The organism is Telmatobacter sp. DSM 110680 (genome assembly GCF_039994875.1).
Taxonomy (GTDB): Bacteria; Acidobacteriota; Terriglobia; order Terriglobales; family Acidobacteriaceae; genus Telmatobacter.
In genome coordinates, this window is record NZ_CP121196.1 from 1555648 (window position 1) to 1578919 (window position 23272).

At 58.4% G+C, this 23272-nt stretch carries 25 protein-coding genes and 1 pseudogene; 18 read left to right on the top strand and 8 right to left on the bottom strand.

What is annotated here, in order from left to right:
* Positions 1 to 71: 71 nt before the first annotated feature.
* The 6 genes from P8935_RS06280 (at position 72) to cmk (ending at position 6488) form a co-directional block, all read left to right on the top strand.
* A complete protein-coding gene (locus P8935_RS06280; protein ID WP_348264137.1) occupies positions 72 to 293 on the top strand; it encodes a hypothetical protein in 222 nt (73 codons plus the stop codon).
* Between the two features lie 218 nt (positions 294 to 511).
* Positions 512 to 1174, top strand: coding sequence for a hypothetical protein (locus tag P8935_RS06285; protein ID WP_348264138.1), 663 nt, complete (start codon positions 512 to 514; stop codon positions 1172 to 1174).
* 225 nt (positions 1175 to 1399) lie between these two features.
* Positions 1400 to 1792: a hypothetical protein gene (locus P8935_RS06290; RefSeq protein ID WP_348264139.1), complete on the top strand. Its 393-nt coding sequence runs from the start codon at positions 1400 to 1402 to the stop codon at positions 1790 to 1792.
* 111 nt (positions 1793 to 1903) lie between these two features.
* Complete coding sequence (mutL, locus tag P8935_RS06295) at positions 1904 to 3964, top strand: DNA mismatch repair endonuclease MutL (protein ID WP_348264140.1); 2061 nt, start codon at positions 1904 to 1906, stop codon at positions 3962 to 3964.
* Between the two features lie 131 nt (positions 3965 to 4095).
* Positions 4096 to 5739, top strand: a complete 1644-nt coding sequence (locus P8935_RS06300; protein WP_348264141.1) for a hypothetical protein — start codon at positions 4096 to 4098, stop codon at positions 5737 to 5739.
* A complete protein-coding gene (cmk, locus tag P8935_RS06305; protein ID WP_348264142.1) occupies positions 5736 to 6488 on the top strand; it encodes a (d)CMP kinase in 753 nt (250 codons plus the stop codon). The genes P8935_RS06300 and cmk overlap by 4 nt, the downstream gene beginning before the upstream one ends.
* 204 nt (positions 6489 to 6692) lie before the next feature.
* Here cmk and P8935_RS06310 read toward each other — a convergent pair whose 3' ends face one another.
* A complete protein-coding gene (locus P8935_RS06310) occupies positions 6693 to 6869 on the bottom strand; it encodes a hypothetical protein (protein WP_348264143.1) in 177 nt (58 codons plus the stop codon).
* A gap of 65 nt (positions 6870 to 6934) precedes the next feature.
* Between P8935_RS06310 and P8935_RS06315 the strand changes: the two genes are divergently transcribed.
* The 4 genes from P8935_RS06315 (at position 6935) to P8935_RS06330 (ending at position 10737) form a co-directional block, all read left to right on the top strand.
* Positions 6935 to 7639, top strand: coding sequence for a hypothetical protein (locus P8935_RS06315; protein WP_348264144.1), 705 nt, complete (start codon positions 6935 to 6937; stop codon positions 7637 to 7639).
* Positions 7640 to 7770: 131 nt separating this feature from the next.
* Entirely contained in the window at positions 7771 to 8340 is a 570-nt protein-coding gene (pyrR, locus tag P8935_RS06320; protein ID WP_348264145.1) for a bifunctional pyr operon transcriptional regulator/uracil phosphoribosyltransferase PyrR, read from the top strand.
* Positions 8341 to 8407: 67 nt separating this feature from the next.
* Complete coding sequence (locus P8935_RS06325; RefSeq protein ID WP_348264146.1) at positions 8408 to 9442, top strand: aspartate carbamoyltransferase catalytic subunit; 1035 nt, start codon at positions 8408 to 8410, stop codon at positions 9440 to 9442.
* The gene (locus tag P8935_RS06330; RefSeq protein WP_348264147.1) at positions 9439 to 10737 is read left to right on the top strand and encodes a dihydroorotase; all 1299 of its coding nucleotides are present in this window, start codon (positions 9439 to 9441) and stop codon (positions 10735 to 10737) included. Before P8935_RS06325 ends, P8935_RS06330 begins: the two co-directional genes overlap by 4 nt.
* A gap of 46 nt (positions 10738 to 10783) precedes the next feature.
* Here P8935_RS06330 and P8935_RS06335 read toward each other — a convergent pair whose 3' ends face one another.
* Complete coding sequence (locus tag P8935_RS06335; RefSeq protein ID WP_348264148.1) at positions 10784 to 11020, bottom strand: DUF2934 domain-containing protein; 237 nt, start codon at positions 11018 to 11020, stop codon at positions 10784 to 10786.
* A 165-nt stretch (positions 11021 to 11185) separates the two neighbouring features.
* Between P8935_RS06335 and P8935_RS06340 the strand changes: the two genes are divergently transcribed.
* A complete protein-coding gene (locus P8935_RS06340; RefSeq protein WP_348264149.1) occupies positions 11186 to 11920 on the top strand; it encodes a CPBP family intramembrane glutamic endopeptidase in 735 nt (244 codons plus the stop codon).
* A 238-nt stretch (positions 11921 to 12158) separates the two neighbouring features.
* Entirely contained in the window at positions 12159 to 13505 is a 1347-nt protein-coding gene (locus P8935_RS06345) for an FAD-binding protein (RefSeq protein ID WP_348264150.1), read from the top strand.
* A 265-nt stretch (positions 13506 to 13770) separates the two neighbouring features.
* Here P8935_RS06345 and P8935_RS06350 read toward each other — a convergent pair whose 3' ends face one another.
* Positions 13771 to 14520 carry a hypothetical protein gene (locus P8935_RS06350; protein WP_348264151.1) on the bottom strand — a complete coding sequence of 250 codons (750 nt, stop codon included), beginning with the start codon at positions 14518 to 14520 and terminating at the stop codon, positions 13771 to 13773.
* Positions 14521 to 14556: 36 nt separating this feature from the next.
* On the opposite strand from P8935_RS06350, the gene P8935_RS06355 reads away from it, so the two are divergent.
* Together P8935_RS06355 and P8935_RS06360 are read left to right on the top strand one after the other, a co-directional pair.
* Positions 14557 to 14850: a hypothetical protein gene (locus P8935_RS06355; RefSeq protein ID WP_348264152.1), complete on the top strand. Its 294-nt coding sequence runs from the start codon at positions 14557 to 14559 to the stop codon at positions 14848 to 14850.
* Positions 14851 to 14889: 39 nt separating this feature from the next.
* A pseudogene (locus tag P8935_RS06360) lies at positions 14890 to 15779 on the top strand (Kdo hydroxylase family protein).
* A gap of 72 nt (positions 15780 to 15851) precedes the next feature.
* On the opposite strand, the gene P8935_RS06365 reads toward P8935_RS06360, so the two are convergent.
* Together P8935_RS06365 and P8935_RS06370 are read right to left on the bottom strand one after the other, a co-directional pair.
* Positions 15852 to 16844, bottom strand: coding sequence for a fatty acid desaturase (locus P8935_RS06365; protein WP_348264153.1), 993 nt, complete (start codon positions 16842 to 16844; stop codon positions 15852 to 15854).
* Positions 16845 to 17109: 265 nt separating this feature from the next.
* The gene (locus P8935_RS06370) at positions 17110 to 18540 is read right to left on the bottom strand and encodes a hypothetical protein (protein WP_348264154.1); all 1431 of its coding nucleotides are present in this window, start codon (positions 18538 to 18540) and stop codon (positions 17110 to 17112) included.
* A gap of 83 nt (positions 18541 to 18623) precedes the next feature.
* Between P8935_RS06370 and bcp the strand changes: the two genes are divergently transcribed.
* The 3 genes from bcp (at position 18624) to P8935_RS06385 (ending at position 20345) form a co-directional block, all read left to right on the top strand.
* The gene (gene bcp, locus P8935_RS06375; protein ID WP_348264155.1) at positions 18624 to 19097 is read left to right on the top strand and encodes a thioredoxin-dependent thiol peroxidase; all 474 of its coding nucleotides are present in this window, start codon (positions 18624 to 18626) and stop codon (positions 19095 to 19097) included.
* A 23-nt stretch (positions 19098 to 19120) separates the two neighbouring features.
* On the top strand, positions 19121 to 19750 hold the full coding sequence (locus P8935_RS06380; protein WP_348264156.1) for a DNA-3-methyladenine glycosylase: 630 nt from the start codon (positions 19121 to 19123) through the stop codon (positions 19748 to 19750).
* Between the two features lie 67 nt (positions 19751 to 19817).
* Positions 19818 to 20345, top strand: coding sequence for a c-type cytochrome (locus P8935_RS06385; protein ID WP_348264157.1), 528 nt, complete (start codon positions 19818 to 19820; stop codon positions 20343 to 20345).
* Positions 20346 to 20452: 107 nt separating this feature from the next.
* Here the strand turns inward: P8935_RS06385 and P8935_RS06390 are convergent, their stop codons facing one another.
* A complete protein-coding gene (locus P8935_RS06390) occupies positions 20453 to 21397 on the bottom strand; it encodes an alpha/beta hydrolase (RefSeq protein WP_348264158.1) in 945 nt (314 codons plus the stop codon).
* Between the two features lie 145 nt (positions 21398 to 21542).
* Between P8935_RS06390 and P8935_RS06395 the strand changes: the two genes are divergently transcribed.
* A complete protein-coding gene (locus tag P8935_RS06395; protein WP_348264159.1) occupies positions 21543 to 22082 on the top strand; it encodes a cupin domain-containing protein in 540 nt (179 codons plus the stop codon).
* A gap of 41 nt (positions 22083 to 22123) precedes the next feature.
* Here the strand turns inward: P8935_RS06395 and P8935_RS06400 are convergent, their stop codons facing one another.
* Both P8935_RS06400 and moaC read right to left on the bottom strand, forming a co-directional pair.
* Entirely contained in the window at positions 22124 to 22756 is a 633-nt protein-coding gene (locus tag P8935_RS06400; protein ID WP_348264160.1) for an ankyrin repeat domain-containing protein, read from the bottom strand.
* A gap of 30 nt (positions 22757 to 22786) precedes the next feature.
* A complete protein-coding gene (gene moaC, locus P8935_RS06405; RefSeq protein WP_348264161.1) occupies positions 22787 to 23263 on the bottom strand; it encodes a cyclic pyranopterin monophosphate synthase MoaC in 477 nt (158 codons plus the stop codon).
* Between the last annotated feature and the right edge of the window lie 9 nt (positions 23264 to 23272).

Below are 23272 nucleotides of genomic sequence, written 5' to 3' on the forward strand. Positions count from 1 at the left end.
TCACTTCTTTCGAGTGAGATACGTCCAATTGGAGTTGGGCTATCATTGTTTATAGGAGACCAGTTCATTTTATGTCCGCAGAAGCCAATAATCTGACCCTCCTCGACGACGAAGAGGAGACCAAGACCCTCAAGGTCATTGGATGGTTCTCCGTCGGTATGGCCGTTGCCGCAGTTGGCCTCTATATAGGCCGCGAACTTCGCTCACGTTACAAGTTCAAGAGACGGACTCCCTACGACTTCTACTCAAGCGCCGGCAATCGACAGTCAACCGAGTTTGGCGTCGGCATCTAGGTTCGCTTCAATCCCTTTTTTGAAAAAATGCCGCCTCGCGCGGCATTTTTCGTTTCCTGTCATTCTCTCGCCAATTTAGGATTTCCGAAGATCAGGTGGATTCATAAGTCTGTCATTCTTTGAGGTCCGACTTCATGTACTCATTCCCCAAATGCGTTTTGCTGGCTCTTCTGTCCTGCGCTCCCTTGTCCGCAATCGCCCAGTCTGATGCTGCTCCAATGTCACCGAACTCCCCGCTGGATCCGGTAGCCACCGCCGCAACGAAAGCTAAGCTCACTGAACTTCGTGACGCATTCGTACAGCAAGCGAAGTCCGCCGGCGCTGGATGCTCACTTGATACTCCCAGAATCGAAATCACCGACGTGCCCTCCTTCGGCAACTACGATCCTGCCAGCAACACCTTGCGCATTTCTGCATGGAGTTTGCTGAAAGCCGACCAGAAAAAGTTCTTCTTCCATCTTGCCGGCCCAGATGCCGACGATGAAGCGGCACACCGCGTCTTCGATCGTGGAACTTATAGCTGGGTCATCGTGCACGAATTAGGGCATTGGTGGCAAGCCTGCAATGCCTCAACGCAGAATAATTCTCATTACCAGCACGAGTACGACGCAAACAGAATCGCCGCGGCATATTGGCGCGAACACAATCCAACTCTGCTCCAAGAATTGACCGCGGGGTTCACGCACATCCTCAACGGAGCACCGAATCCCGTTCCCCCCGGACAAACACTGGAGGATTACTTCAACGTCAACTACGAGGCTCTGGCACATTCCGCACACTACGTATGGTTCCAGGCCCGCATGGTCACCGACGTCAGCGCTGAAGATCCTCCACCGACATTTGCAGACGCTCTGCTCCACTCCAGCACAAAAATGAAATGATGTTGTTGAATCCGCTTCGTTGAGTTGCCTCGATTTTTTAACGCAATCCTTCGCGTTGACTCAAACGCTCTGTGCATAAGTGGAGTACTCACTTTTGCACATCAAGCGTAACCATTTCGCGTTGTTACTTTCTTCCGTGCGCACACTAATTCGTAATCAGCAAAGATTTGTACATCCCCGGCCCGCTCGCTGCACATCACAAGAGAGTGTAAGGGAGCATAAAGAATGAATTATTTATTGACACACTGGCTCATCTCCCTCGCCGGTACATTATTTCTTGGTCTCTCCGCGATGGTGCTTCATGAGTTTGGGCATCTGGTGACTTCACTCATGATCGGCGTCAAAGTGAAAAGCGTCGGCCTTTGCATGAAGGGCATGTACGTGGTGCGTGAAGCGGGAACACCCGCCAAAAACCTGCTGGTCTCTCTGGCCGGTCCGCTCACAAACGTAGCGCTCATCCTGCTTTTCTGGCATACATCGCGAACCTTCGTTCTCGCTAACCTCTGCCTCGCGATTTGCAACCTCGCTCCGGTAAGAGGTTCTGATGGTGACCGCGCTCTCTATTGCTGGGAAGAACTACAAAAAGAATCCGCCCCATCTGCACAGTTGCAGTCATAAATCGGTCTTGATCTAGGAAAGCCGGGACGCACTCGCTCCCGGCTTTCTGCTTTTTACTCCCTGGTCCCCGGTCCCCTAGTCCTCTCCCATCGTCCCTGATACCCTTTCCCCATGGGGCGTATTCGTGTTCTTTCCGACCAGGTAGCAAATCAGATTGCTGCTGGTGAGGTAGTCGATCGTCCCGCCTCCGTCGTCAAGGAACTATTAGAGAACGCTCTCGATGCCGGCGCCCATCGCATCCGCGTTGAAGTCGAAGCCGGCGGGCGCAAACTGATTCGCATTGCCGACGACGGGCAGGGAATGAATCGCGATGACGCACTTCTTGCCTTCGAGCGTCACGCAACTTCAAAACTCCGCACTGCCGAGGAATTGCTCTCCATCTGCACTCTGGGATTTCGCGGAGAGGCCCTACCCTCCATCGCATCCGTCGCACGCGTCTCTCTCGAAACCTCCACCGGTGAAGAAGCAGGAACCCGCATGGACATCGCCGGCGGAAAAATTCTTCACGTCGAAGACGCACCCATTCCGCGGGGAACCACGATCTCGGTCTCCGACCTCTTCTTCAACACACCGGCGCGTCGCAAATTTCTTCGCGCAGAATCCACTGAGCTTTCGCATGTTACGGCTCTGGTGACGCACTACGCGTTGGCTCATCCAGAAAAACACTTCGAGCTCGTCTCCGCGTCGCACACGCTGGTATCTGCTCCCCCCGTCAGCCGACCAGCCGAGCGCATCTATCAGATCTTCGGCAAAGAAACCCTTTCTCAATTGCTCCCCGTCGCTGCGGAGATACGTTTCGACCGGGCCGGACTTCCCGAACCTCCTCCATGGAAACGCGATCCTGATGAACCGCCTCGAGATCCCGGCGCATTGCGGGTGTCTGGCTTCTATTCCAAACCCGAACTGCAAAAGCTCAATCGCAATTCGATCTATATCTTCGTCAACAAGCGCCTGATCCGCGACCGCCTGCTCTTGCACGCCATCGCCGAGGCCTACCGGAACATCATCCCGCCCACCAGCTCTCCCGTTGTGTTGTTGTTCCTTGAAATGCCGCCCGAAGAAGTGGACGTAAACGTTCATCCTGCGAAAACAGAAGTCCGCTTCCGCCAGCAGTCCCTTGTCCACGATTTTGTCCGCGACAGTCTTCGCAACGCGCTCATCGCCGCTCGTCCATCAGCCGCTTTTATGGCAGCCCTCGATTCATCTCCTGCTGCCTCGCCGTCTCTCATCCCCGTGCCCATCTCCCGGCTTCCCGGGGCTCCGCATGATCTGAACCCGGATCTGAACCCAAGCGTGCCACCCGACAGCGACGCCGGCCTGATCCCAACTTCCGATGCTTTTCAATTGACCCCTCGACCCATCAGTCCCTTGCCCGGTAAACTGCCCTTCGGCGATAGCGAGATTGCCACCCGGGTCGAGCAGCAAACATTCCGCCAAGTCGCTGCAGCTCTGCTAGATGCCCCTGCCAACGAGGCCGGCCATGAAAGCTGTTCGCCCGAGCTCGCGAACACATTCCCCAACCAGGCCGCGCAGACCGGAACCGCCCAGGTTGAAGCCGACCAAGCCGCCGCAAATCTCAACCAGCTTGGATCGCTCCGCCCCCTCGGCCAGCTCCGCGAGTCGTTCATCCTTGCCACCGGCGATCAAGGCTTATGGATAATCGACCAGCATGTGGCACACGAACGCATTCTTTTTGAGAAGATTCTGCGCGATCGACAGGTCGAAAAAGTCCATCGTCAGCGCCTTCTGATGCCGCTGCTCGTCGAGCTGAAACCATGGCAAATGGTAATTTTTGCGCAAATTGCCGATGAATTGGAACAAAACGGCTTCGAGGTAGAACCCTTTGGCCCTCAAACACTTGCAGTCAAGGGCGCGCCTGTGGGCCTCGAGGGCAGCGCGCTTGAGCGCATGCTCACTCAGGTCATTGAGCAATCTGAAGCGCCAAGTGAACCCACGTTGAATGAGAACCTTACGTCCTTGCGAACTAGGATTGCCGCCTCCATCGCGTGCCACTCCGCCATCAAGATCAATACCCCCCTTGACCCGAAGCGAATGGAGTGGCTATTGTTGGAACTTGCAAAGACCGAGCATCCAACGAGTTGCCCCCACGGTCGTCCGATAGCTCTGCTCTACTCGTGGAAGGACATTCAACGGGCCTTCCATCGAATTTAAAAGGCATTTAAGATAAAACATGGGTGGTCGTCCTCCGCAGTGTGCGTAGGACTGCCAGGGCGCTAGCGCCGACCCGGAAGTGAGGTTTTTCTTTGACATCGGAGCAATTAGTACAAGCGCGCGCAGAAAGAATGCGCCAAAACGGCCTTGGAACACTCACCTTGGAAGATGCCCGTACCTGGATTGAAGAGACCGGACTTTGTCTTTTCTTACCGAAACGGCAATTTTCGTCTTCCGTAGCACCCTCATTTGTTGAAGCCGTCGCCGGACGGCCGGAAGTTACCCCCGATCCAAAGACCATCGCCCATGCCGAAGATCTTCTAGTCCGGCTTGAAAATGATGGAGTTGCGGTTCGGCTCAATCTGCTGGGACAGCCCGGCGAGCAGCCTGATTTCGTCGTCGCTGCGTGGGTTCTCCCTTATGTCTATGCGCTTCGCGGTGACCGCGACTGGCGCCGCAGCCCGCAATTGACCGGCTCTCGACAGGTTTCCCAACTTGCCGTTCACGTTTACAAGAACCTCGAGTCTGGGGACGCCACCGTATCTCATCTGAAACAGGCATTGGGCAAGGAAGTCTCCGAGTCGGCCGTCGTTCGGGCTATCACGGAACTGTGGCAGCAGCTTCGCATCATCCCGGTGATCGCGGCTCGTGGTCAGGCAGCCAAATGGCAACTGCTCCGCACCCGCTTCCAGCGTGCCATTGCTGAGGGTGCTTCCACTTCCCAAGTTACGGCAATTTCGGTACTTGCTTCCATCTACCTGCAGGCCTCCATTGCCGCCAGCATGGAAGATGTGGAACTGTTCCTCGCCCCGCTCACGGCGCGCAGCAAGATACGCGAAGTCATTCGCGGCTTGGTGGCGACACGCCAGGTTCACACCATCTCCCTCGGACACGCACCCCACTTCTACGTAGCAGGAACGTTGCCCGAGTTCGAGCCGGTTTCGACTATGTACGCAAGTTCCTCCATGCCCGCCTCTGCATATTTCCTCCGCTCCTTTGAGCGGGATGAGGAAGCTCACGGTCCGGCAATCTCGCTGCCTTTTGCTCAGAAGCAGGTCTCTATTACTCCGCCCGCAGCCGCGCCGGCACCCGTGCCGCCGGCTGACCATGTCAGCGCAGAGAACCATGTCCCCCGCATGCCCGTCCGTCCGGCATCTACCAATGGGACCAACGGAATCTCAGAATCCGCCCGGCCGCACTTCAATCGCCCGGCCTCGAATGGGCACGGCCACAAGCCCGCAATATCGGCACGGTCCGCGCAATCGACTTCTAATGGGCACCCGGTACGCAGAAGTTCCGAAGCTCGTCCCAGCTCTTCGTCACGCCCTGCTTCTTCGCGGACAAGTGGATCGCGGCCCTCTGCTGGCCCGCGCTGGAGCGGTGCCAAGAACGGCAAGTCCAATGGCAGCCACACTTCGTCGCACGGGACAAACGGCAAGGCAGCCCATGGGGCTTCGCGCCCGTCCAGCGGCACCCGTTCGTCGAGCACCACCCGCCCTTCCAGCGGCAACCGATCGGCTAGCGCCAGCGGAGCGCATCGCAACGGCAAACCCACGGGCCCCGCATGGGCTAAGAGGAATGGAAACGGGAAGAGCGTAAAACCTGTTGCAAAAACCACCTCTCCACGCAAGGATGCTCGTCCCGCAGCACGCAAAAGCCGCCCTGCGCTCGCCGCCGCCGGTCGGTCTGGTCGCGCTGCAACAGGACGTACGGCCACAACCGCAAAACGCTTCTTCAATAGCAGCAGCAAGCAGGGGACGAAGAAGCGCGGATGAGTGCGGAAGAAACCTCCGGGCAGAAGAAGCCTGAGCGAAATTTCGTAGTAGCCATTGACGGGCCCGCCGGCGCAGGCAAGAGCACCATCGCCAGGCACTTGGCCCGTCATTTTGGTCTGCTCAACCTTGAGACCGGCGCGATGTACAGGGCATTCGCTCTGAAGGCGCTTCGTCTCGAGGTCCCTCTCGAGGACCCAGCCGCCCTGGAGCAGTTAGCCACCGACACCGACATCAAGCTCGAACCCGGTGAAGAAGAAAATCGTGTCTTGTTGGACGGCGAAGACGTCACCGGCCAGATCCGCAATCAAACCGTAACCGACGCGGCCTCGCGGGTCAGCGTTTACCCTCCCATCCGCGCCGCCATGGTCAAGCGTCAGCAGGAATTGGGCGCCAATGGCGGCGTCGTCATGGAAGGCCGTGACATCGGCACCGTCGTATTTCCCAACGCCGAGGTAAAGATCTTTCTCGATGCGGCCCCTGAAGTCCGCGGCATGCGACGTTATGACCAGATTGGCCAGCACGGCCATTCCGAAGCCAAACCCGTTCCCCCACCGGATGAAGTCATCCGCGATTTGCGCGCCCGCGATGAGCGGGATCGCAATCGAGCTGATTCACCTCTCAAACCCGCCCCCGACGCTTTCCTGCTAGACTCTACCCATCTGACGCTGGAAGAGGCCGTGAAAGCTGCCGAAGCGACCGTGGACAAATGGTTGGCGAAATCGAAAGCCGCCGGCACGCGCCTTGGATAGCATTGCTCTTTCGTGCTTTGATCGGGCCCCTCGAGTCTTGGAATATTCAAATTCCGTGCGCTCTGCGCGTGTCAAAATGAACGGGCCTCTCCCCCCCGAACCGTGTTGTTGAGTCTGGAGGCTGAATGTCTCTTTACTGCCACGAATGCGGGTCCAGCAGCTTGCGTCGCGCTAATTTGCGCGTCATTGACACCCTCCACTTGCTTACGCTGCATTACCCGGTGCGCTGCCGCGAGTGCAAAAGCCGTTGGTACGCTCCGTATAAAGACGCTCGTCTCTTGCCGCATGCTCCGCACCGCCGCAGCGCCGCAGAGAAGATGTCTTAATCGCGCGCACGCCGTCGTAAATCCTTTTTCCCCATCGATCCAGTCCACGCACCATCTCGAATGTCCTTCCGGCACGCAGTTTCCGCAATCCCACGCCGGATGCTATAGGCTTGAGTCAGCATGGAAATAACCTGCAATCGCTGCCATCAAGCTGTTCCAGTGGATAGCTGCTATTGCCCTGCCTGCGGATTGCCCCAGCTTGTTTACACCACGGAAGGTGAGAGCGCCGTCCCTCCGTCTTCGGAACGCTGGCCGGAACCCGTGCGCGACGCCAGTTCCATTGACTGGAAGCCCGGCATGCGAGCCGCGTTGACCCTGGCCATACCGGCAGGACTGCTCTGCTCCAGCGTCTCCCCGATCGATTCATTGGAATTCCTGTGGATGGTTGGGGCTGCGATTCTGGCGGTCTTCATGTATATGCGCAGTCAAAGGCCTTCCTGGATCACCATCGGCGCAGGCGCGCGCCTGGGCTTGGTAACCGGCCTCGTCGCAGCTTGGCTTGCCTTCGGCGTTAGCGGATGCTGGTTGTTTACTGAACGCGTCCTGCTGCACCAATCAGGCCAGATCGACGTTGTCTACAAGGCATTCCTCGATACGTTTCAGCAACGCGTCAGTGATTCGCTCGCAGGGATGAACGCAGCGGATGCGGCGCGAATGCAGCCGGTGTTTGCCAGGATGCAAGCCATCTTCACATCTCCAGAAGGACATGCCGGAGTGTGGACCCTTTCGATTCTTTTCAACTGCGCCATGCTGGTGCTCTTTGCTGCTGGCGGTGGAGCGCTGGGCGCCCGGTTGGAAGCACGGAGACGCAGACCCGAAGTCTAATCCGAAGATGCTGTGCAACTTGAATCTCTGGCGCAGCAAACATGTTTATCGCGCCGCGTCCACTTCTGCACAACTTGCTCCATCAGCCTCCAGCCTTCTATCATCCGGCGAGAGACAGCGCGAGAGAATTTATGAGCGAAAAAACAACTGCACCCTCCCTGCGCGTGAAGGGTAGGCTGATGTCCGCCTCGGAGGTTGAGCGCACCCTGGTGCGCCTGGCCCACGAAATTGTCGAGAAAAGCAACGGCAGCGAAGACCTAACCCTCATCGGCATCAAGCGCCGCGGCGTTCCGCTCGCTGAGCGGCTTGGCAAACTGATCGCGGGTATCGAGAAACGACCCGTCGATACCGGTACCCTCGACATCCAGTTCTATCGCGACGATCTGTCTACAGCCGGTGTCCGTCCCGTCGTGACCCCCGGCGCACTCGGTTGCGAAGTCGAAGGCCGCGACGTGGTGCTCTGCGATGACGTGCTCTACACCGGCCGCACCATTCGTGCTGCTCTCGACGCTCTCTTCGATCATGGACGCCCGCGCCGCGTGCAACTCGCCGTTCTCATTGATCGCGGCCATCGCGAACTGCCCATCGAGGCGACCTACGTCGGTCGCCACGTCCCCACCAGCAGTCGCGAAATAATCGAAGTCAAGTTTCACGAGGTCGATAACGACGAGCAGGTGTTGCTGGTCGAGCGAGTGGACTAATAACAACGGCTACCAGCTCTCAGCTTTCAGAAACTGAGAACTGACGACTGAGAACTGTGAACTTGATATGACTGCAATCGCATCAACGCCACCCGTACGTCGACAGCTTCAAACGCCAAAGCCGCCCGCATCCCTGTTTCCGCACAATCCCGGTTCGCTGTTATCGGTGCAGGATCTCAGCATTGAAGACGTGAGCCACCTGTTATTCCGCGCAACGGTCCTTGAAAACCTCGATCCCTTGAAACGCGATCGAATTCTGCTCAAGCGTCGCGTAGCCCTCTTGTTCTACGAATCCTCGACCCGCACCCGCACTAGTTTCGAGCTCGCTGCCAAAGGCCTCGGCGCCGATACGACGCTCGTCTCCAGCCTCTCCTCCAGCATTGAAAAAGGTGAGACTCTGAAGGATACCGGCCTGACACTCCGCGCCCTGGGAGCAGAAGCCATCATCCTCCGTCACAACTCCTCAGGAGCCCCCTGGCTGCTCGAAGAAACAACCCGCCTGCCAATCCTCAACGCAGGCGATGGAATGCACGAGCACCCCACTCAGGCTCTCCTGGACCTCCGCACCATCCTCGCGCATCTCCGCTATGGCGTAGAGACCCTCACCGCCGACACTCTCGCCGGCGTCACGGTCACCATCGTCGGCGACATCCTCCATAGCCGCGTAGCCCGCTCCAATATGCTCCTGCTGCCGCGCCTCGGCGCCAAAGTCATCCTCTGCGGCCCGCCGCAATTGCTCCCCGACTCCGCCGCCAACGCCGGCCCCGGCATCATTGTCGAACGCGACTTCGACAGCGCATTGCATCAATCCCAAGTCGTAATGATGCTTCGCATTCAAGCCGAGCGCCTCGCCGGCATGCGACTTGACCTCGCGCAATACAAAGACGCCTACCAGCTCACCGGCCAGCGCCTCGTCGCTCACGCACCAACCGCGGTTGTCATGCATCCCGGCCCCATCATTCGCGGCCTCGAGCTCACCGCCGGCGTCGCCGACGGCGCGCAATCCGCGATCCTCGAGCAGGTCCGCCACGGCGTAGCCATCCGCATGGCCGTAGTCGAACGTGCGCTTACCGCGGGAAAAAAGGAAGAAGGCCGCGCATGACAGCTCTCCTGATTCGCAATGGCCATCTGATTGATCCCGGCGCTGGCGTAGACGCGCCTAAAGACATCCTGCTCAGAGACGGCCGCGTCGCTGAAATCGCCGCCCCCGGAAAAATCAAGCCCGTCAATGGCACCGAGACCCTCGATGCTGCCGGTCTCACCATCGCCCCGGGCCTCATCGACATCCACGTCCATCTCCGCGAACCGGGTCAGGCCTACAAAGAAACCATCGCCACCGGCACAGCCGCCGCCGCCGCCGGCGGATTCACCGCCGTCGCCGCCATGCCCAACACCACGCCGGTCAACGACTCTCCGGAAACCACTCGCTGGATGCTGGCTGCCGAGCGCGGCGCTGTCGTGCGCGTATTCCCCATTGGCGCAGCCACCCGTGGGTCAAAAGGTGAAACGCTCAACGACTTTGCCGCCCTCAAATCAGCAGGTGCAGTAGCAGTCACCGACGACGGCCATCCCATCCTCAAAGACGGCATCATGCGCGAAACCCTCGCTGCAGCCGCCCGTGTCGGTCTCAGCGTCATTCAGCATGCTGAAGACACGCGCATGACCCAGGGCGCCAGCATGAACGCAGGACCCACCGCCTTCAAACTCGGCCTGCGCGGCATGCCTCCCGAAGCCGAGAGCAGTCTCGTAGAACGCGATATCCGCCTGGTCACCGAGCTCAAGGATTCCCGCGTGCATCTGCACGTAGCGCACACATCAACCGCCGCAGCCATCGCCGCAGTCCGCCAGGCGCGACGCAATGGCCTCCGCGTCACCTGCGAAGTAGCGCCCCATCACTTCCTGCTCACCGAGGAGCACGTCGGCCAGTACAACACCAATGCGAAGATGAATCCGCCGTTGCGCTCCGCCGCGGACCGCGACGCCATGATTGAAGCGATCCTTGACGGCGTAGTCGACGCCATCGCCACCGATCACGCGCCGCATGCGACGCATGAGAAGGAAGTGGAGTTCGAAAACGCTCCCAACGGTATCACCGGCCTCGAGACAGCACTGGGCCTTTGCCTGCGCTGGCTTCACAAGGAGTGGAAGTTGCCCATGGGCCGCGTCCTCAGCCTGCTTAGCGCGCAGCCCGCCGCCCTCCTCGGCCTCAAAGGCCGTGGCTCACTGGCCGTTGGTAGCTTCGCCGACGTGGTGATCTTCGATCCCAAAGCCGAATGGACGTACCACGCCAAGGACACGCGTTCCAAGGCGCACAACACTCCATTTGACGGCTGGACCATGCAAGGCAAAGTTCGCTGGACAATCAGCGAGGGCCGGATAGCGTACGTAAGCCAGTAAAAAAGAAAAAGGGAAACAGCCTTACCGCGCCTTGCCTGAAATCCTCTTAGGAAGCTTTTCCGCGAAGTTCCTGCTCCGCGCGCAGCCAGTCCGCTGCATCGTTGCCATGCTGGCCGCCGCGTTCAGTCCAGTAGCGGTAAGCAACACGCGCAATCTCGTCGTGCGAAATGCTAATTGGGGTCACTTTGGAGCTTGCTTTGCGTTTGGGCGCGATCTCTTTCGTTGCCGATGCGGATGCGCTCGTTTTTTTACGGGTGGTCGGTTTCTTCGTGGTCTCTGCCATGGAAATCTTCTCCTTCTTAGGCCTGGGGCCGACGAACTTGGCCATCCCCTCTAGGTTACTAAATAGTCAAGTTTCAATAAAGTGGGAAGCGCCCAGGCGTACCATTTTCGTCAGATCACCCTCAAGTCCTGTTATTCGTTGTTAACACACTAGTACTGAATGCTCATGACTCAACACACCGCCGTTGACCACATCGTTTTTGCCCTCCTGCTCGTGCTCCCGTTCGTGGAGTGGAAATGGAACTGGCCGCGTTATCTTGCGAAGCTCGCCGCCGGAGACACCCAGGCCCGCCTTAACCACTACCGCAAACTCGTTGCGGGCGAATGGATACCCACCATCGCGCTGCTCATTTACTGGGCCTTCGCCGGAAGGTCCCTGGCGGATCTGCATCTCATTGGCGACATCCCGCTGCGTCTTGGCCTGGGAGTTGTCTATGTCGCTGCGCTTATAGGCGTGCTTGTCCGCCAGCGTCGCGCTCTGCTCGCCCGCCCCGACCGCCGTGCCCGCGTGCGCAAGGCTCTCCAACACGCCGAACCTCTGCTCCCTCACACTCAACCCGAACGCCGCCTCTTCTGGCTCGTGTCCGCCACTGCCGGCTGCTGCGAAGAGATCTTCTATCGCGGATTCCTCACCTGGTACCTCTCCATCTGGACCGGCCCCGTTGCAGCCGTCGTCCTCGCCTCACTCCTCTTCGGCATCGGCCATATCTACCTCGGCCTCTCCCAGGTTCCAAAAACCGCCCTCGTCGGATTGATCCTCGCTGTAGTCGTGGCTCTCACTGGCTCTCTCTGGCCCGCAATGATCCTCCACGCCGCCGTAGACTGGAATTCCGGCGAAATGGCATTCAAATTACTAAGCGACTCCGCCCCCAGCGGACACTCTCCAACCCCGCCATTCTGAGCGACGAAGCTCAGCTACAAGCCCAAGGACCTACTTTCTCGCAGCATCGATCCGCACAACGAGTGTGCCCCATCCATGACCCAGCCTGATCGCGTCGTGGGTGGGAAACCATAAATGCAAACCAGACACCGTCATCCCGAGCGAAGACGAATGCCCCGCCTTTTCCAAGATCAAGCTTCCCATTTGCCTCTCCTCCTACCCGCCCCCTATCCTTGTCGGGCACGAGGTCAACCACCCCATGAACAAGCGCGACTTCCTCAAATCCTCAGGAGCCATCGTGGCCGGCAGCATGATCTCCCGCTTCACACCCGCCCAGCAGCAGCCCGCTCCCCACCAGAACTGGGCCGGCAACATCACCTACAGCACTGACCACGTACACACCCCAGCCAACATCGACGAAGTGCGAGAGGTAGTCAAGACCTGCACCAAGCTCCGCGCCCTCGGCTCGCGCCACTCCTTCAATCGCATCGCCGACAGCAATCAAAACCAGCTCTCGCTCGAACATCTCAATCAGATCGACATCGACGACAAGGCGCACACCGTCACCGTCGGCGCTGGCGTCAAATACGGCCAACTGGCGCCAGTCATCGACGCCCGCGGATTCGCCATCCACAATCTCGCCTCGCTGCCGCACATCTCCGTCGCAGGAGCCATCGCGACCGCCACCCACGGCTCCGGTATTCACAACGGCAATCTCGCCACCGCCGTACGCGCGCTTGAAATCGTCACTGCCAACGGCGACACCCTTCATCTCTCCCGCGACAAGGATGGCGACCAATTCCTCGGTGCCGTCGTTGGCCTGGGCGCGGTCGGCGTCGTCACCCGCGTCACCCTCGATCTGCTGCCTACTTTTCAGGTTGCGCAAACGGTCTATCAGAACCTCAGCTTCAACGAACTCGAGCACAACTTCGATGCCATCTTCGGCGTCGGCTACAGCGTCAGCCTCTTCACCGATTGGCAGCATCACCAGGCCACGCAGGTGTGGATCAAGCGCAAACTGCAGCCCGGCGAAAAGCACGAGTCGGCTCCCGATTTCTACGGTGCCAAACGTGCAACCGAAAAGTTGCATCCCATCACCGGCCATCCCGCCGAGAGCTGCACGGAGCAGCAGGGAATCCCCGGCCCCTGGTACGAGCGCCTGCCCCACTTCAAGATGAATTTCACGCCCTCAAGCGGCCGCGAACTGCAGACCGAATATTTCGTTCCCCGCGATCGCGGATACGAAGCTATCCTCGCCGTCGAAAAACTTCACGACCAGATCACGCCTCATCTCTTTGTCACGGAACTGCGCACCATCGCCGCCGACGATCTCTGGATGAGCACCGCCTACAAACGCGATTCACTCGCCATCCACTTCACATGGAAGCCGGAGTGGGACACCGTCAAGCAGATCCTCCCGCGCATCGAAGCCCAACTCAAGCCCTTCGCCCCCCGCCCCCACTGGGCCAAACTCTTCACCATCCCGCCCGCACAACTGCAAGCCCAGTACACCCGCCTCGCCGACTTCAAACAGATGCTCCAGCGCCACGACCCCGACGAAAAATTCCGCAACGCCTTCCTCGACTCAAACCTCTTTACCACGTAGCCCCCGCATCGCAACAATGCGTATCCGCGAGAGTCATTTTGCGTTCCAAATCGTCTGTCACCCGCAGCGTTGTGAAGGATCTGCCTGAAAATTCAAAACCCGCACGGAATCTGGGTGCCCCATCCAAGCGCAGCTTGGGTGGGAAAGCACGATCTCCACTAGTCTTCATGATCTTGGGTGTCGAAGTTGAAAGACGCCGGCGAGAACCAAGCTAAGCAATCTGTTCTCAGCCTGGGGAGAACCGGCGAGCAAAAAGACGACTCCTTTACCCCTTGCGCCGGTAGAGAATCTGAAACTCGTACCCCGGATTAGGAGGGAACAATCCGGCCACATGACGCAGCCGCTCCGCCAACGCAGGCGCCGCCAACAGCGGATATTCGCGCTCGCGCAGATCGTGATAGTCGAAATCAACTGCGATCGACAGCATATAGATCGCAAGCGAATCGGCGAACGATGCATCGTAGTAGGCACTACGCGCTCGCTCATCAATTACCTTCTGCCCATTGCGTGAATCTTGCGCGCGTCGGCGCGCTTCCCATGCGTCCTGGCTGGTCTCTCCCCGCACCTGGGACTCGGCCTGCGACCACACCAGGCGCGAAAAGCTCTCAGGCACGCCCGCCACATCGGTAAAGTTGTGGGCCACGTTGATAAAGAACTCAAACGCCAGCCCAAACCGGTCCTCAACTAGCCGCGTCGAAAGAAAAACCGCTTCGGTAGCGCCGAAACTCGCGTTCCGGTGGCATACCGCGCGGTCACCCAAGTCCACTGAGTACGAAGGAGCAATCATCACTTCGCCGGTATCGGATATCGCCAGTGGAACAAAATAATAAGCCCGGCTTCGAAGCGCAGGCGCCAGCAACGCCGGAACAGAGCCAACCAATCGCTCAAGGTCGGGCTCGCTGACGCGCGTCTCTCCCCACCCCGCAAAGTTGATTCCGTTGGGTGCTTGACCGATGTTCGCCTGTGCAGCGACCTTTTCGGCAGGCCATAGTTCGATTTGCGCGCTGCTTGGCATAAAACAGTATTCTAGACGAGAGAGGTCCCCTAGACGATGCAATCTGCGCAGAGCCAACATCACTCCGGCGGCAAGTTCCTCGGGTTTCCGCTGGAAGGCTTCAGCCTTTTCCAGAGCCTGCTGCTGGCACTCACATCGGCATTCTTCACCTTTTTTGCAACTACGACTCTCTCCATCTTCGCTTTGCTTGCGTACAATCTCATCGGACACCACACCGTGAATTACGCAGACAGCTATCTCTACGTGGGGTTTCCCGCCGGCCTCATCGTGCTGCTGATTGCTCTTCCGCTTTTTGGAACGCTATGGATTAGGGCCAAAATGCAGAGGTAGAACGTTCGTATGCCCGTGCTTACCATTCCACGGAATGCAATGAGCCTGTCATCGCTTGTCGGTGAAGATCAGTTGCGGAATTGGTGCGAGAAACTCGAGGCCGGAGCAATTCTCTACTTTCCGCAGACCCCCGTGCCAATTCCCAAAGACGACTTGGATTTTTTGCTAAGCCAGCCGCAGATCTCCAGCAGCCTGCATAAGAACATCGCCTACATGCCCGATCGCGGCAAGCTCAGCGGAGTGAACCAAAAGGGAGGCGATGCGACAAGGATGCTCCATGTGATGCGACGTTACTCGACGAGCGTCGATGCCTTCCTTGAAAAGTTTCTCGCGCCCTATCGGCGCCGGTGGCGTCTGGATTACGCGAGCTTTCGTCCGCTCGAGGAAAAAGGCCGCGACCTGCCGCTGCGGCATCGTAACGATTTACTTCACACCGATGCATTTCCCACGCGACCCACGCGCGGATGGCGCATTCTGCGTTTCTTTCACAACATTCACCCAATTGCACGCGCGACTGGATTGTGAGTGAGGCATTCTCACAAACAGTCCCAGAGTTCGTACCGGCAAAGCTGGCGATTCCGCATGCGGACGGGTGGACAGCTCGCGCTGGAAAACACCTCGCGCAAGCGACTGGCATCGCCAGCCTGGTGCCGCAGTGGAAACGTACGCCTTATGACGAGTTCATGATGCGCCTGCATAACACCATGAAAGAAGATGCAGCATTTCAGGCCAACTGCTTGCGCGAAAATGTGCAGTTTGCGCCCGGATCCAGCTGGATGGTCTATACCGAGACGGTGCCACATGCGGTGGTTGCAGGCCAGTATGCACTGGAGCAAACGCTCCTTGTCGATCCCGCTGCCATGGTCGCGCGCGAGTCAGCACCGGTCGCAATCCTCGAGAAGATGGCTGGAGCAAATCTGAGGCGGTAAGCTGTAGCCCGCAAAACTTGAAGGCCATTCCGTGACGGAATGGCCTTTGCTTTTTAAACAGTCCCGACGTCTTTAGAGTCCCGCAGGCTTGGGGTTCACCGGATCGTACTTGGCCACGTGAATCTTCTTAGCCAAGCCAATCTTCGACAGCAGCCAGATACCCCAGAAGTTGGGATCGATCTCGTACCACTTCAAACCGTGGCGCGCGGACACAGGATGCGCGTGGTGATTGTTGTGCCAGCCCTCGCCGCCCGTCAGCAGCGCAACCCACCAGCTGTTGCGTGAGTCGTCGCGGGTTTCAAAGCGACGGCTGCCCCACAGATGCGTCGCCGAGTTCACCAGCCAGGTCGCATGCAGGCCGAGGGTAACGCGAAGCGCTACGCCCCACAGAACCATGGCGACGCCGTTAACCCATCCGCCCCAGATCCATCCACCAGCAAGCAACAGCAAGCCGCTGACACTGATCGGGAGCCAGTGGTATTTGCTGAGCCAGAGGTAGAACTTGTCGCGGCTCAGATCCGGCGAGTAGCGTTTCAGGACTTCCACCTGCCCATGCAGCGCTTCCCCGAAAAGAATCCATCCGGTATGCGCCCACCATCCGCCTTCGCGGGGAGTGTGCGGGTCGCCTTCCTGGTCGCTAAGCTGGTGATGAACCCGATGGGTTGAAACCCAGAAAATCGGCCCACCCTCAAGCGACATGGTGGCAAAGATGCTCATGACATACTCGACCCACTTGGGAGTCGTGTAACCACGGTGAGTCAGCAACCGGTGATAGCACATCCCGATGCCCACGTTGATCGCCAGCACATACAGAATTGCCATCACGGCTAAACGCTGCCAGCTGAAAAAGAAGAAAGCCGCCAGAGCGCCGATGTGGAAGAAACCGATGATCGCGAGGGTGGTCCAGTTGATTCCGTAATCGATTGTTGCTGCCTTCCCCATCCGAACGAGAAATTTAGCGGGAATTCTACCCACAGGTGACGCGAGCTCCTGCTGGGTTGCAACCGGCTTGGTTGCATCGTCGGGTGTAGTTACGGGAGAGGGTGCAGACACGAGTGACGCCATTCGTTGCTAAATCCTTTAGACCGGGGTATTAAAAACCGATGTCTGATTGAATTGTATAGGAGGTCCGACTTTCCTCCCTGTCTCATATTGCTCAATGTCACGAAAGTTACATAGACCTTTCCAGTGAGATGAACATCTGACTTGGGATCGTATTGATCTCGCAGCGGTCGACCGCATTTACCTTGTGATGATCCCGCCGGATATAGCTCCGACCGCTTGGTCAAGCTGGCCTAATTAAACCGGGGTACGGTTCAGAGTCTCGACATCAATCTCCGGGCGCCACGCCATACTCTCCACCGCCGGTGACAAAGATTTTCTCGGCGGTGCCGCGCAACACCCGATATAGCGCAAACTGCCGCTGCGTTGTCCCGCGCAATTCAAACAGCAATTCGCCGCGATTGTCGGCCAGCGCATCAACCGCATCCACGAGACGCATGCGCGGCGTTTCGTCGAGATGCGCATTGTCGGTGACGCTCTTCAACAGCACCAATGCATTCCCGTAAAGATCAGGCTGGGCAATGATCGTCACGAACTTCTGCTGTGCGGCGGGAGCATCCGTCCGGGCCGAAAGAACCATTGTTGCCCCCGAGCCGTAGGCTAGCTCAAAAACACGAAATCTCTCATCGACAAGCGCGGGAGGCTCTGGAGCCGTCGCTGGTTTCGCGTGTAACTTCGCCGAGACCCGCTTTGTGGGCGGCGGAGGTGTTCTGAGACCTAGCGCATCCCGAGCCATGTCCTCCAGGGCCTTTTTCATCTTTTCTTGATCGTCCGGGTTGGCCCAGACATAGTTCCACGGATGCTCGGGGCGCGCCTTGGCGTCAGAAACGGCCACGGCCTGCTGCATGTCTGCGGGAATACCCATCAGACTGGGCAGAACGTCAACACCTTTGCCGGTTGGTTTGCCGCGAAGAAGTTTCGGACGGTCAGGATCGGTACTGTTGAGATGCTCCCCGTCGCTCGAATTCGCCGAAGACGCGCTCTTGTGAAGCACCGGCCGATTGGGATCTTCGCTTTGCGTGCTGCTGGCAGCGTCATCGGAATTTTTCTTGTGGAGAGTAGGCCGGTCCGGATCGGCTGCCGGGCTGGTGCTCGAACCGCTGGAGTCGTCGGAGCCGGTCTTCTTGTGCAACGTTGGCCGGTCCGGATCGGGCGCCGGGCCAGCCGATCCTGTGTTGGAACTACTATCAGTACCCGAACCCGGCTTTGCGGAAGCATCCGCATGTTTGCGATGCAGAACCGGCTTGTCATCGTTAGGATCGAAGCCGTCGTCAACAATCGGCTTGGGTGCAGCGGGTTTTGCCGAAGGCGTCGGCTTCCAGGCGCCGTACCCCACCCACAAACCCTGCTCCTGGCCGGCATTTTTGATGTCGTAGAGGCCAATCGGCTGGCCGTTCTTCTCCAGCTGGTACTCGACCCCGCCCGCCAGCGCCATGGGCTGGGGACGCGCCAGATAAACGTTTCCATCCTGCAGTGCCTGCCCGTCGTACACCGTGATCGGGACAAGCCTGCTGGTCTTCGGCTTGCCTTCGTCGCCAGTCCATTCCAGCACCGCGATCGCGCGCAGATCCGGCGAATCCTTCGTTTTCTTCGCCACCTGGCCGGGATACTGAGCGCATGCGACCGCAGCCGTAAACACCAGCGCGACTGCGAACGATGTTGGTCTGGTAAAACTTGCCTTGAACATGCGCGATGACACCGGACGGACCTCTCGGAAATAATGCGAACGAACAGATCGAGCCAAATCTTTATCCACCATACTGACGATACGAGGAATCTCCCATGGAAGTGAACCAGAAGGTCGCCAATTTCACCCTGCAGACCGACGAGGACAAAACTGTAAGCCTTTCAGACTACGCCGGCAAACCATTGGTGCTCTTTTTCTATCCCCGCGCCGATACGCCCGGCTGCACCATCGAGGCGTGCGGCTTTCGCGATACCTTCAAGAAGATTCAGGCAGCGGGTGCGGTTGTCCTTGGCATCTCGCGTGATACTCCCAAAGCGCAAGCCAAATTCAAAGCCAAGTATGACCTCCCGTACACACTCCTTGCAGATGTAGACGAGAAAGTCTGCAATCAGTTTGGTGTGTTGAAGGAAAAGAACATGTATGGGAAGAAAGTATGGGGAATTGAAAGGACTACTTATCTCATCGGCCCCGACCAGAAGCTCATCCACATCTTCCCCAAAGTGACCCCCGAAGGACACGCCGACGAGGTCCTTGCGCTCATAAAGGAATGGCAAAAATCGCACAAATAAAACCCTCAAATGCGCGAAAACGCATGCCTGGCCGTCTGATTTCACGCGATTTCTTTGAGGATTCGCCAGAAAACGTAGCCCCCCGGCTTCTCGGCAAGTTGCTGGTTACGCGAGGCGCAAATGGCCAGCCGCTGGCCGGACGGATCGTGGAGGTCGAGGCCTACCTAGGGCCGCACCACGACCAGCCAGATCCAGCGGCCCACACTCATCGCGGACCGACACCCCGAAACCTGGTGCTGTTTGGGCCAGCGGGGCATGCGTATCTCTATTTCATTTACGGCAAGTATTTTTGCGCAAACATCAGCTGCGAGCGCGAGGGATTGGGAGGAGGCATTTTGCTACGTGCCCTGGAGCCCGTGATAGGTATCGCGGAGATGGCAAAGAACCGCGGGTTGGACAAAGATGCCCCGGCTCGCCTGATCTCCTCGGGTCCGAGCCGGCTTTGCCTGGCGCTGGGACTAACGCGCCCGCTCCACAACGGCTTGGACGTGACCAGTTCAACCTCTCCGCTTCAGGTTCGCGACGATGGGTTTGCCGAGTCGCAGTGCATAATCACCCCGCGCATCGGCATAAGACATGCCGTCGACCTGCCACTGCGCTTTGCCCTACGAGGACACGCCTGCGTCTCCGGCCCGCGAAAATTGGCAGGTTAGTCAACCTATTGCAGCCATCGCTCGTCAGTACAATAGATTTCATCTCAAAGCGCGAGGAACTCTGCACTTGAAGCTCTCTTCCCCGTCCCACACCGCCCTCCTGACCGCTGCGGCCTACGCGGTTTTCGCCGTCGCCGCTCATGCCCAGACTCTAGCCGCTCAGCAGCCGCCGGCGGGCGAAGCTCACCATCATCATGACGAGCCGGCCCCCACCAATCTCAAGGTCCTCCCCAAGACGATGACTGGTGAACAGGTCCATGACCTCATGCACAAGTGGGAAGCCTCCCTCGGCGCCGAATGCAGCACCTGCCACGCCGCCGATCCCAAGAACATCGGCCCCAACGGAAAGCCGCGCCTGAACTTCGCCGATGACTCAAAGCCGGAAAAGAACACCGCACGCTTGATGTTCAAAATGGTTGAAGACATCAACAAGAATTATGTGAGCATGGTCGACAACTCCGGCGTGCCTGTCAGCTGCGGAACCTGCCACCGCGGTCATCTCGATCCGCCGGTTTTCACCCCGCCGAAAGATGACCATGATCATGATCACCCCGCGTCGCCTGCAGGGGGAGAAAAGCCTCCGTCGTCGCGGTAATTCAATAGGCTTTTCTTAGTCCGCGGCAAGGTTATCGGCTCTGCTCAGTGAGTTTCGCCTTCACTGGGCAGAGCCGTCATCCGACGATCCCCATGTGGCGCGCCGGGCTACTGTGCAATTACTCCGATCGTCCCCAGCCAGGTCTCCACGAGCTGAGTCCACGCAGTAATTGGAAACTTCGACCGGCGCAGACCGAATGCATGTCCACCCTGCGCATACAGATGCATCTCCACAGGCACGCCTGCCTTCTTCAGCCCGATGTAGTACGCGAGCGAGTCGTTCACGTTATCGACGTGATCGTCTTCCGCCTGCAGCAGAAATGTCGGCGGCGTCTGTCGGCTGATATGCGTGCGAATGTCGGGATTCAGATTGAGAACATTCTCTGAAAACGCCAGGTGCCCCGGATAAAGCGCCACCGCAAAATCCGGTCGGCAGCTTTCTTTATCCGCAGCATCCACCGGCTTATAAAGGCGCTGCTGAAAGTGCACGCTCATCGCCGCCGCCAGATGGCCTCCCGCAGAAAACCCCAGCACCCCGATCTTGTGCGGATCGAGATGCCACTCTTTAGCGTGATAGCGCACCAGCCCCACCGTCCTCTGCGCGTCTTCCAGCGCGATCGGAGACTGTGGATACGCGCCCCAGTTGGGAGCCGACCTCGGAGCCGGCACGCGATACTTCAATAGCACACACGTGACCCCTTTAGTCGTGAGCCAGTCGCAGACCTCAGATCCTTCAAGATCGATAGCGAGAATCTGATATCCGCCTCCCGGAAAAACGACAACTGCGGCGCCGTTATTTTTCCCCTCGGGCGAGTAGACCGTCATCGTCGGCTGCGACACATCGCTCACCGCAACCCACGGAGTGCCGGCGACGAGCGAGTCCTTTCCCGTTATCTCGGCAGACTCCGGCTCCTTGATAGGTCGCGGATCCGGTACTGCACTGGGCCAGATTGGAACCTGCTTATGACCGGGCGATGGCTGCCACACTGTCTTCTGTGCGCCGAGGTTGCCGCACGCATACACTACCAAAAGAGCAACAACGAAAGTCCTCATCTCATTTCCCCACCATCGCAGCATAGAGCCGGACGAGCTTCTGTTTTCGACAAGGTATCTGGAAGCGCACATCTAAATGAACCACGGTGTCTGCGGCGTGCTTTTTGCCGCTCGCCGCGAACCCACACGCTCAAGGAGAAAAGAAATGTCTGAAACAGAAACGCAATATCCGCCTCTCCCGCCCGACGATCTCAGCCGTACCCTGCGCCTCGCGCAGCAGGACAATGACGGGAAGCTGACCCACATCGGCCTGGTCGGCGATACATACACCATCCTGCTATCCGGCAAGGACACCAACGAAAAGTTCTGCGTCATCGACATGCATGTGCCTCCAGGCGGCGGCCCCGGTCCGCATCGCCACGACTTCGAAGAGACATTCATCGTGCTCGACGGTGACATCGAACTTACATTTCGTGGAAACAAATACCGGGCTCGTGCCGGCGAGACCGTCAACATTCCGGCCAACGCTCCGCATCAGTTTCACAATGGATCTTTCCGAACAGCCCGCATGATCTGCATCTGCGCTCCGGCAGGGAATGAGCGCTTCTTCATGGAACTGGGCGTGCCCGTAGCCACGCGCACTGCGCCGCCGCCGGAAATGAGTGAGCAGGAGATGGGAGAGTTCTTGAAAAAGGCCAATGCCCTCGCGCCAAAATACCGCACAGAGCTTTTAAAGGAAGCTTAGCGACTTGCGCGGCATACTTACGGATGGCCAGCGAAGTCGACCTATCGCCCCGTCCCTTTTGTGAGGATAGACAGCATCACAGGGTCCGTTCGAACATGCTCAGACCTAAGCCACGCGGGCTCGACCGTTGCGCCGGCCGCAACCAGGAGCGCAGCCACTTCACGCTGTCTTCCCTGGTCTCCCTTGGGATTTTCGTAGTAACCATGAATCGCCCAGCCGAGTGGTGGCGAATTGTATTTGCTGTCTTTCAGATCGATTTCGGAAACCGGAATGAGTCTTTGTGCCAGCCGCTCTTCGCCGAGCAACGCCGCCCAGTGAAGTGCGGTTTCACCAAAGATTCCGCGCAGCCGGGCATCGGCGCCAGCCTCAATGAGACGGATGCCCACGTCTTCCGCCACCAGACTCGCCGCTCCGATCAGCGGAGTATCGCCCTTACCGTTGCGCTGAAAGTTCAGGTCCGCACCTGCCCCGATTAGCGCGTCAATCAGTGGCACTTCGGTACCGCGCTTCAAGGTGCCGTCAAAGACCATGTCGCAGACATAGTGGAGCGGGTGAGTATGGATTTGCCTGTTCTCGCCCCAGCGAATGAGAACATTTGCCCGCGACGGGTGCTGGGTCAGCAGGGATCTTAAGGCTGCGTCATCTCCCTTGCGAATTGCGGCCTTCACATTCATGAGTTCAGTTCATAATCCCACGTGAGTGCGCTATTTTTTGCGCTTGTAATCGCCGGATTTCCCGCCGCTCTTTTGTTCAAGCTGAATGTTCCGAATCACAATCGATTTATCGAGTGCCTTGGTCATGTCATACACCGTAAGTGCGGCGATCGTGGCTGCGGTCAGCGCTTCCATCTCAACCCCGGTCTGTCCGGTCGTTGCGGCAGTGGCGTGAATGCGAACGCCATCCGCGACAATCGCGACATCCACCTCCACATGGCTGAGCGGCAGCGGATGGCACATCGGGATCAACTCCGACGTCCGCTTGGCTGCCTGTATCCCTGCGATGCGAGCAACTTCCAACGGATTTCCTTTTGGATTCGCAGGCAGTGCGGCCAACACGGCGGCTGAAAGTTCTACAAACGCCGATGCGGTCGCGGTGCGCCTGGTCGCTTGCTTGGCGCTTACGTCCACCATGCGGGCTTGTCCTGCGGAGTCATAGTGAGAGAGTTTGGTGGGCTTCGGCATTCTGGCTTC

Coding starts and splice junctions, on each gene's coding strand:
- P8935_RS06390 (WP_348264158.1), bottom strand. CDS start 21,397: ATGAGGACTTTCGTTGTTGCTCTTTTGGTAGTGTATGCGTGCGGCAAC.
- P8935_RS06365 (WP_348264153.1), bottom strand. CDS start 16,844: ATGGCGTCACTCGTGTCTGCACCCTCTCCCGTAACTACACCCGACGAT.
- P8935_RS06355 (WP_348264152.1), top strand. CDS start 14,557: ATGCAATCTGCGCAGAGCCAACATCACTCCGGCGGCAAGTTCCTCGGG.
- P8935_RS06340 (WP_348264149.1), top strand. CDS start 11,186: ATGACTCAACACACCGCCGTTGACCACATCGTTTTTGCCCTCCTGCTC.
- P8935_RS06345 (WP_348264150.1), top strand. CDS start 12,159: ATGAACAAGCGCGACTTCCTCAAATCCTCAGGAGCCATCGTGGCCGGC.
- P8935_RS06285 (WP_348264138.1), top strand. CDS start 512: ATGTCACCGAACTCCCCGCTGGATCCGGTAGCCACCGCCGCAACGAAA.
- P8935_RS06395 (WP_348264159.1), top strand. CDS start 21,543: ATGTCTGAAACAGAAACGCAATATCCGCCTCTCCCGCCCGACGATCTC.
- P8935_RS06350 (WP_348264151.1), bottom strand. CDS start 14,520: ATGCCAAGCAGCGCGCAAATCGAACTATGGCCTGCCGAAAAGGTCGCT.
- P8935_RS06315 (WP_348264144.1), top strand. CDS start 6,935: ATGGAAATAACCTGCAATCGCTGCCATCAAGCTGTTCCAGTGGATAGC.
- P8935_RS06380 (WP_348264156.1), top strand. CDS start 19,121: ATGCCTGGCCGTCTGATTTCACGCGATTTCTTTGAGGATTCGCCAGAA.
- P8935_RS06335 (WP_348264148.1), bottom strand. CDS start 11,020: ATGGCAGAGACCACGAAGAAACCGACCACCCGTAAAAAAACGAGCGCA.
- P8935_RS06310 (WP_348264143.1), bottom strand. CDS start 6,869: ATGGTGCGTGGACTGGATCGATGGGGAAAAAGGATTTACGACGGCGTG.
- P8935_RS06300 (WP_348264141.1), top strand. CDS start 4,096: ATGCGCCAAAACGGCCTTGGAACACTCACCTTGGAAGATGCCCGTACC.
- pyrR (WP_348264145.1), top strand. CDS start 7,771: ATGAGCGAAAAAACAACTGCACCCTCCCTGCGCGTGAAGGGTAGGCTG.
- bcp (WP_348264155.1), top strand. CDS start 18,624: ATGGAAGTGAACCAGAAGGTCGCCAATTTCACCCTGCAGACCGACGAG.
- P8935_RS06290 (WP_348264139.1), top strand. CDS start 1,400: ATGAATTATTTATTGACACACTGGCTCATCTCCCTCGCCGGTACATTA.
- P8935_RS06400 (WP_348264160.1), bottom strand. CDS start 22,756: ATGAATGTGAAGGCCGCAATTCGCAAGGGAGATGACGCAGCCTTAAGA.
- cmk (WP_348264142.1), top strand. CDS start 5,736: ATGAGTGCGGAAGAAACCTCCGGGCAGAAGAAGCCTGAGCGAAATTTC.
- moaC (WP_348264161.1), bottom strand. CDS start 23,263: ATGCCGAAGCCCACCAAACTCTCTCACTATGACTCCGCAGGACAAGCC.
- P8935_RS06330 (WP_348264147.1), top strand. CDS start 9,439: ATGACAGCTCTCCTGATTCGCAATGGCCATCTGATTGATCCCGGCGCT.
- P8935_RS06325 (WP_348264146.1), top strand. CDS start 8,408: ATGACTGCAATCGCATCAACGCCACCCGTACGTCGACAGCTTCAAACG.
- mutL (WP_348264140.1), top strand. CDS start 1,904: ATGGGGCGTATTCGTGTTCTTTCCGACCAGGTAGCAAATCAGATTGCT.
- P8935_RS06280 (WP_348264137.1), top strand. CDS start 72: ATGTCCGCAGAAGCCAATAATCTGACCCTCCTCGACGACGAAGAGGAG.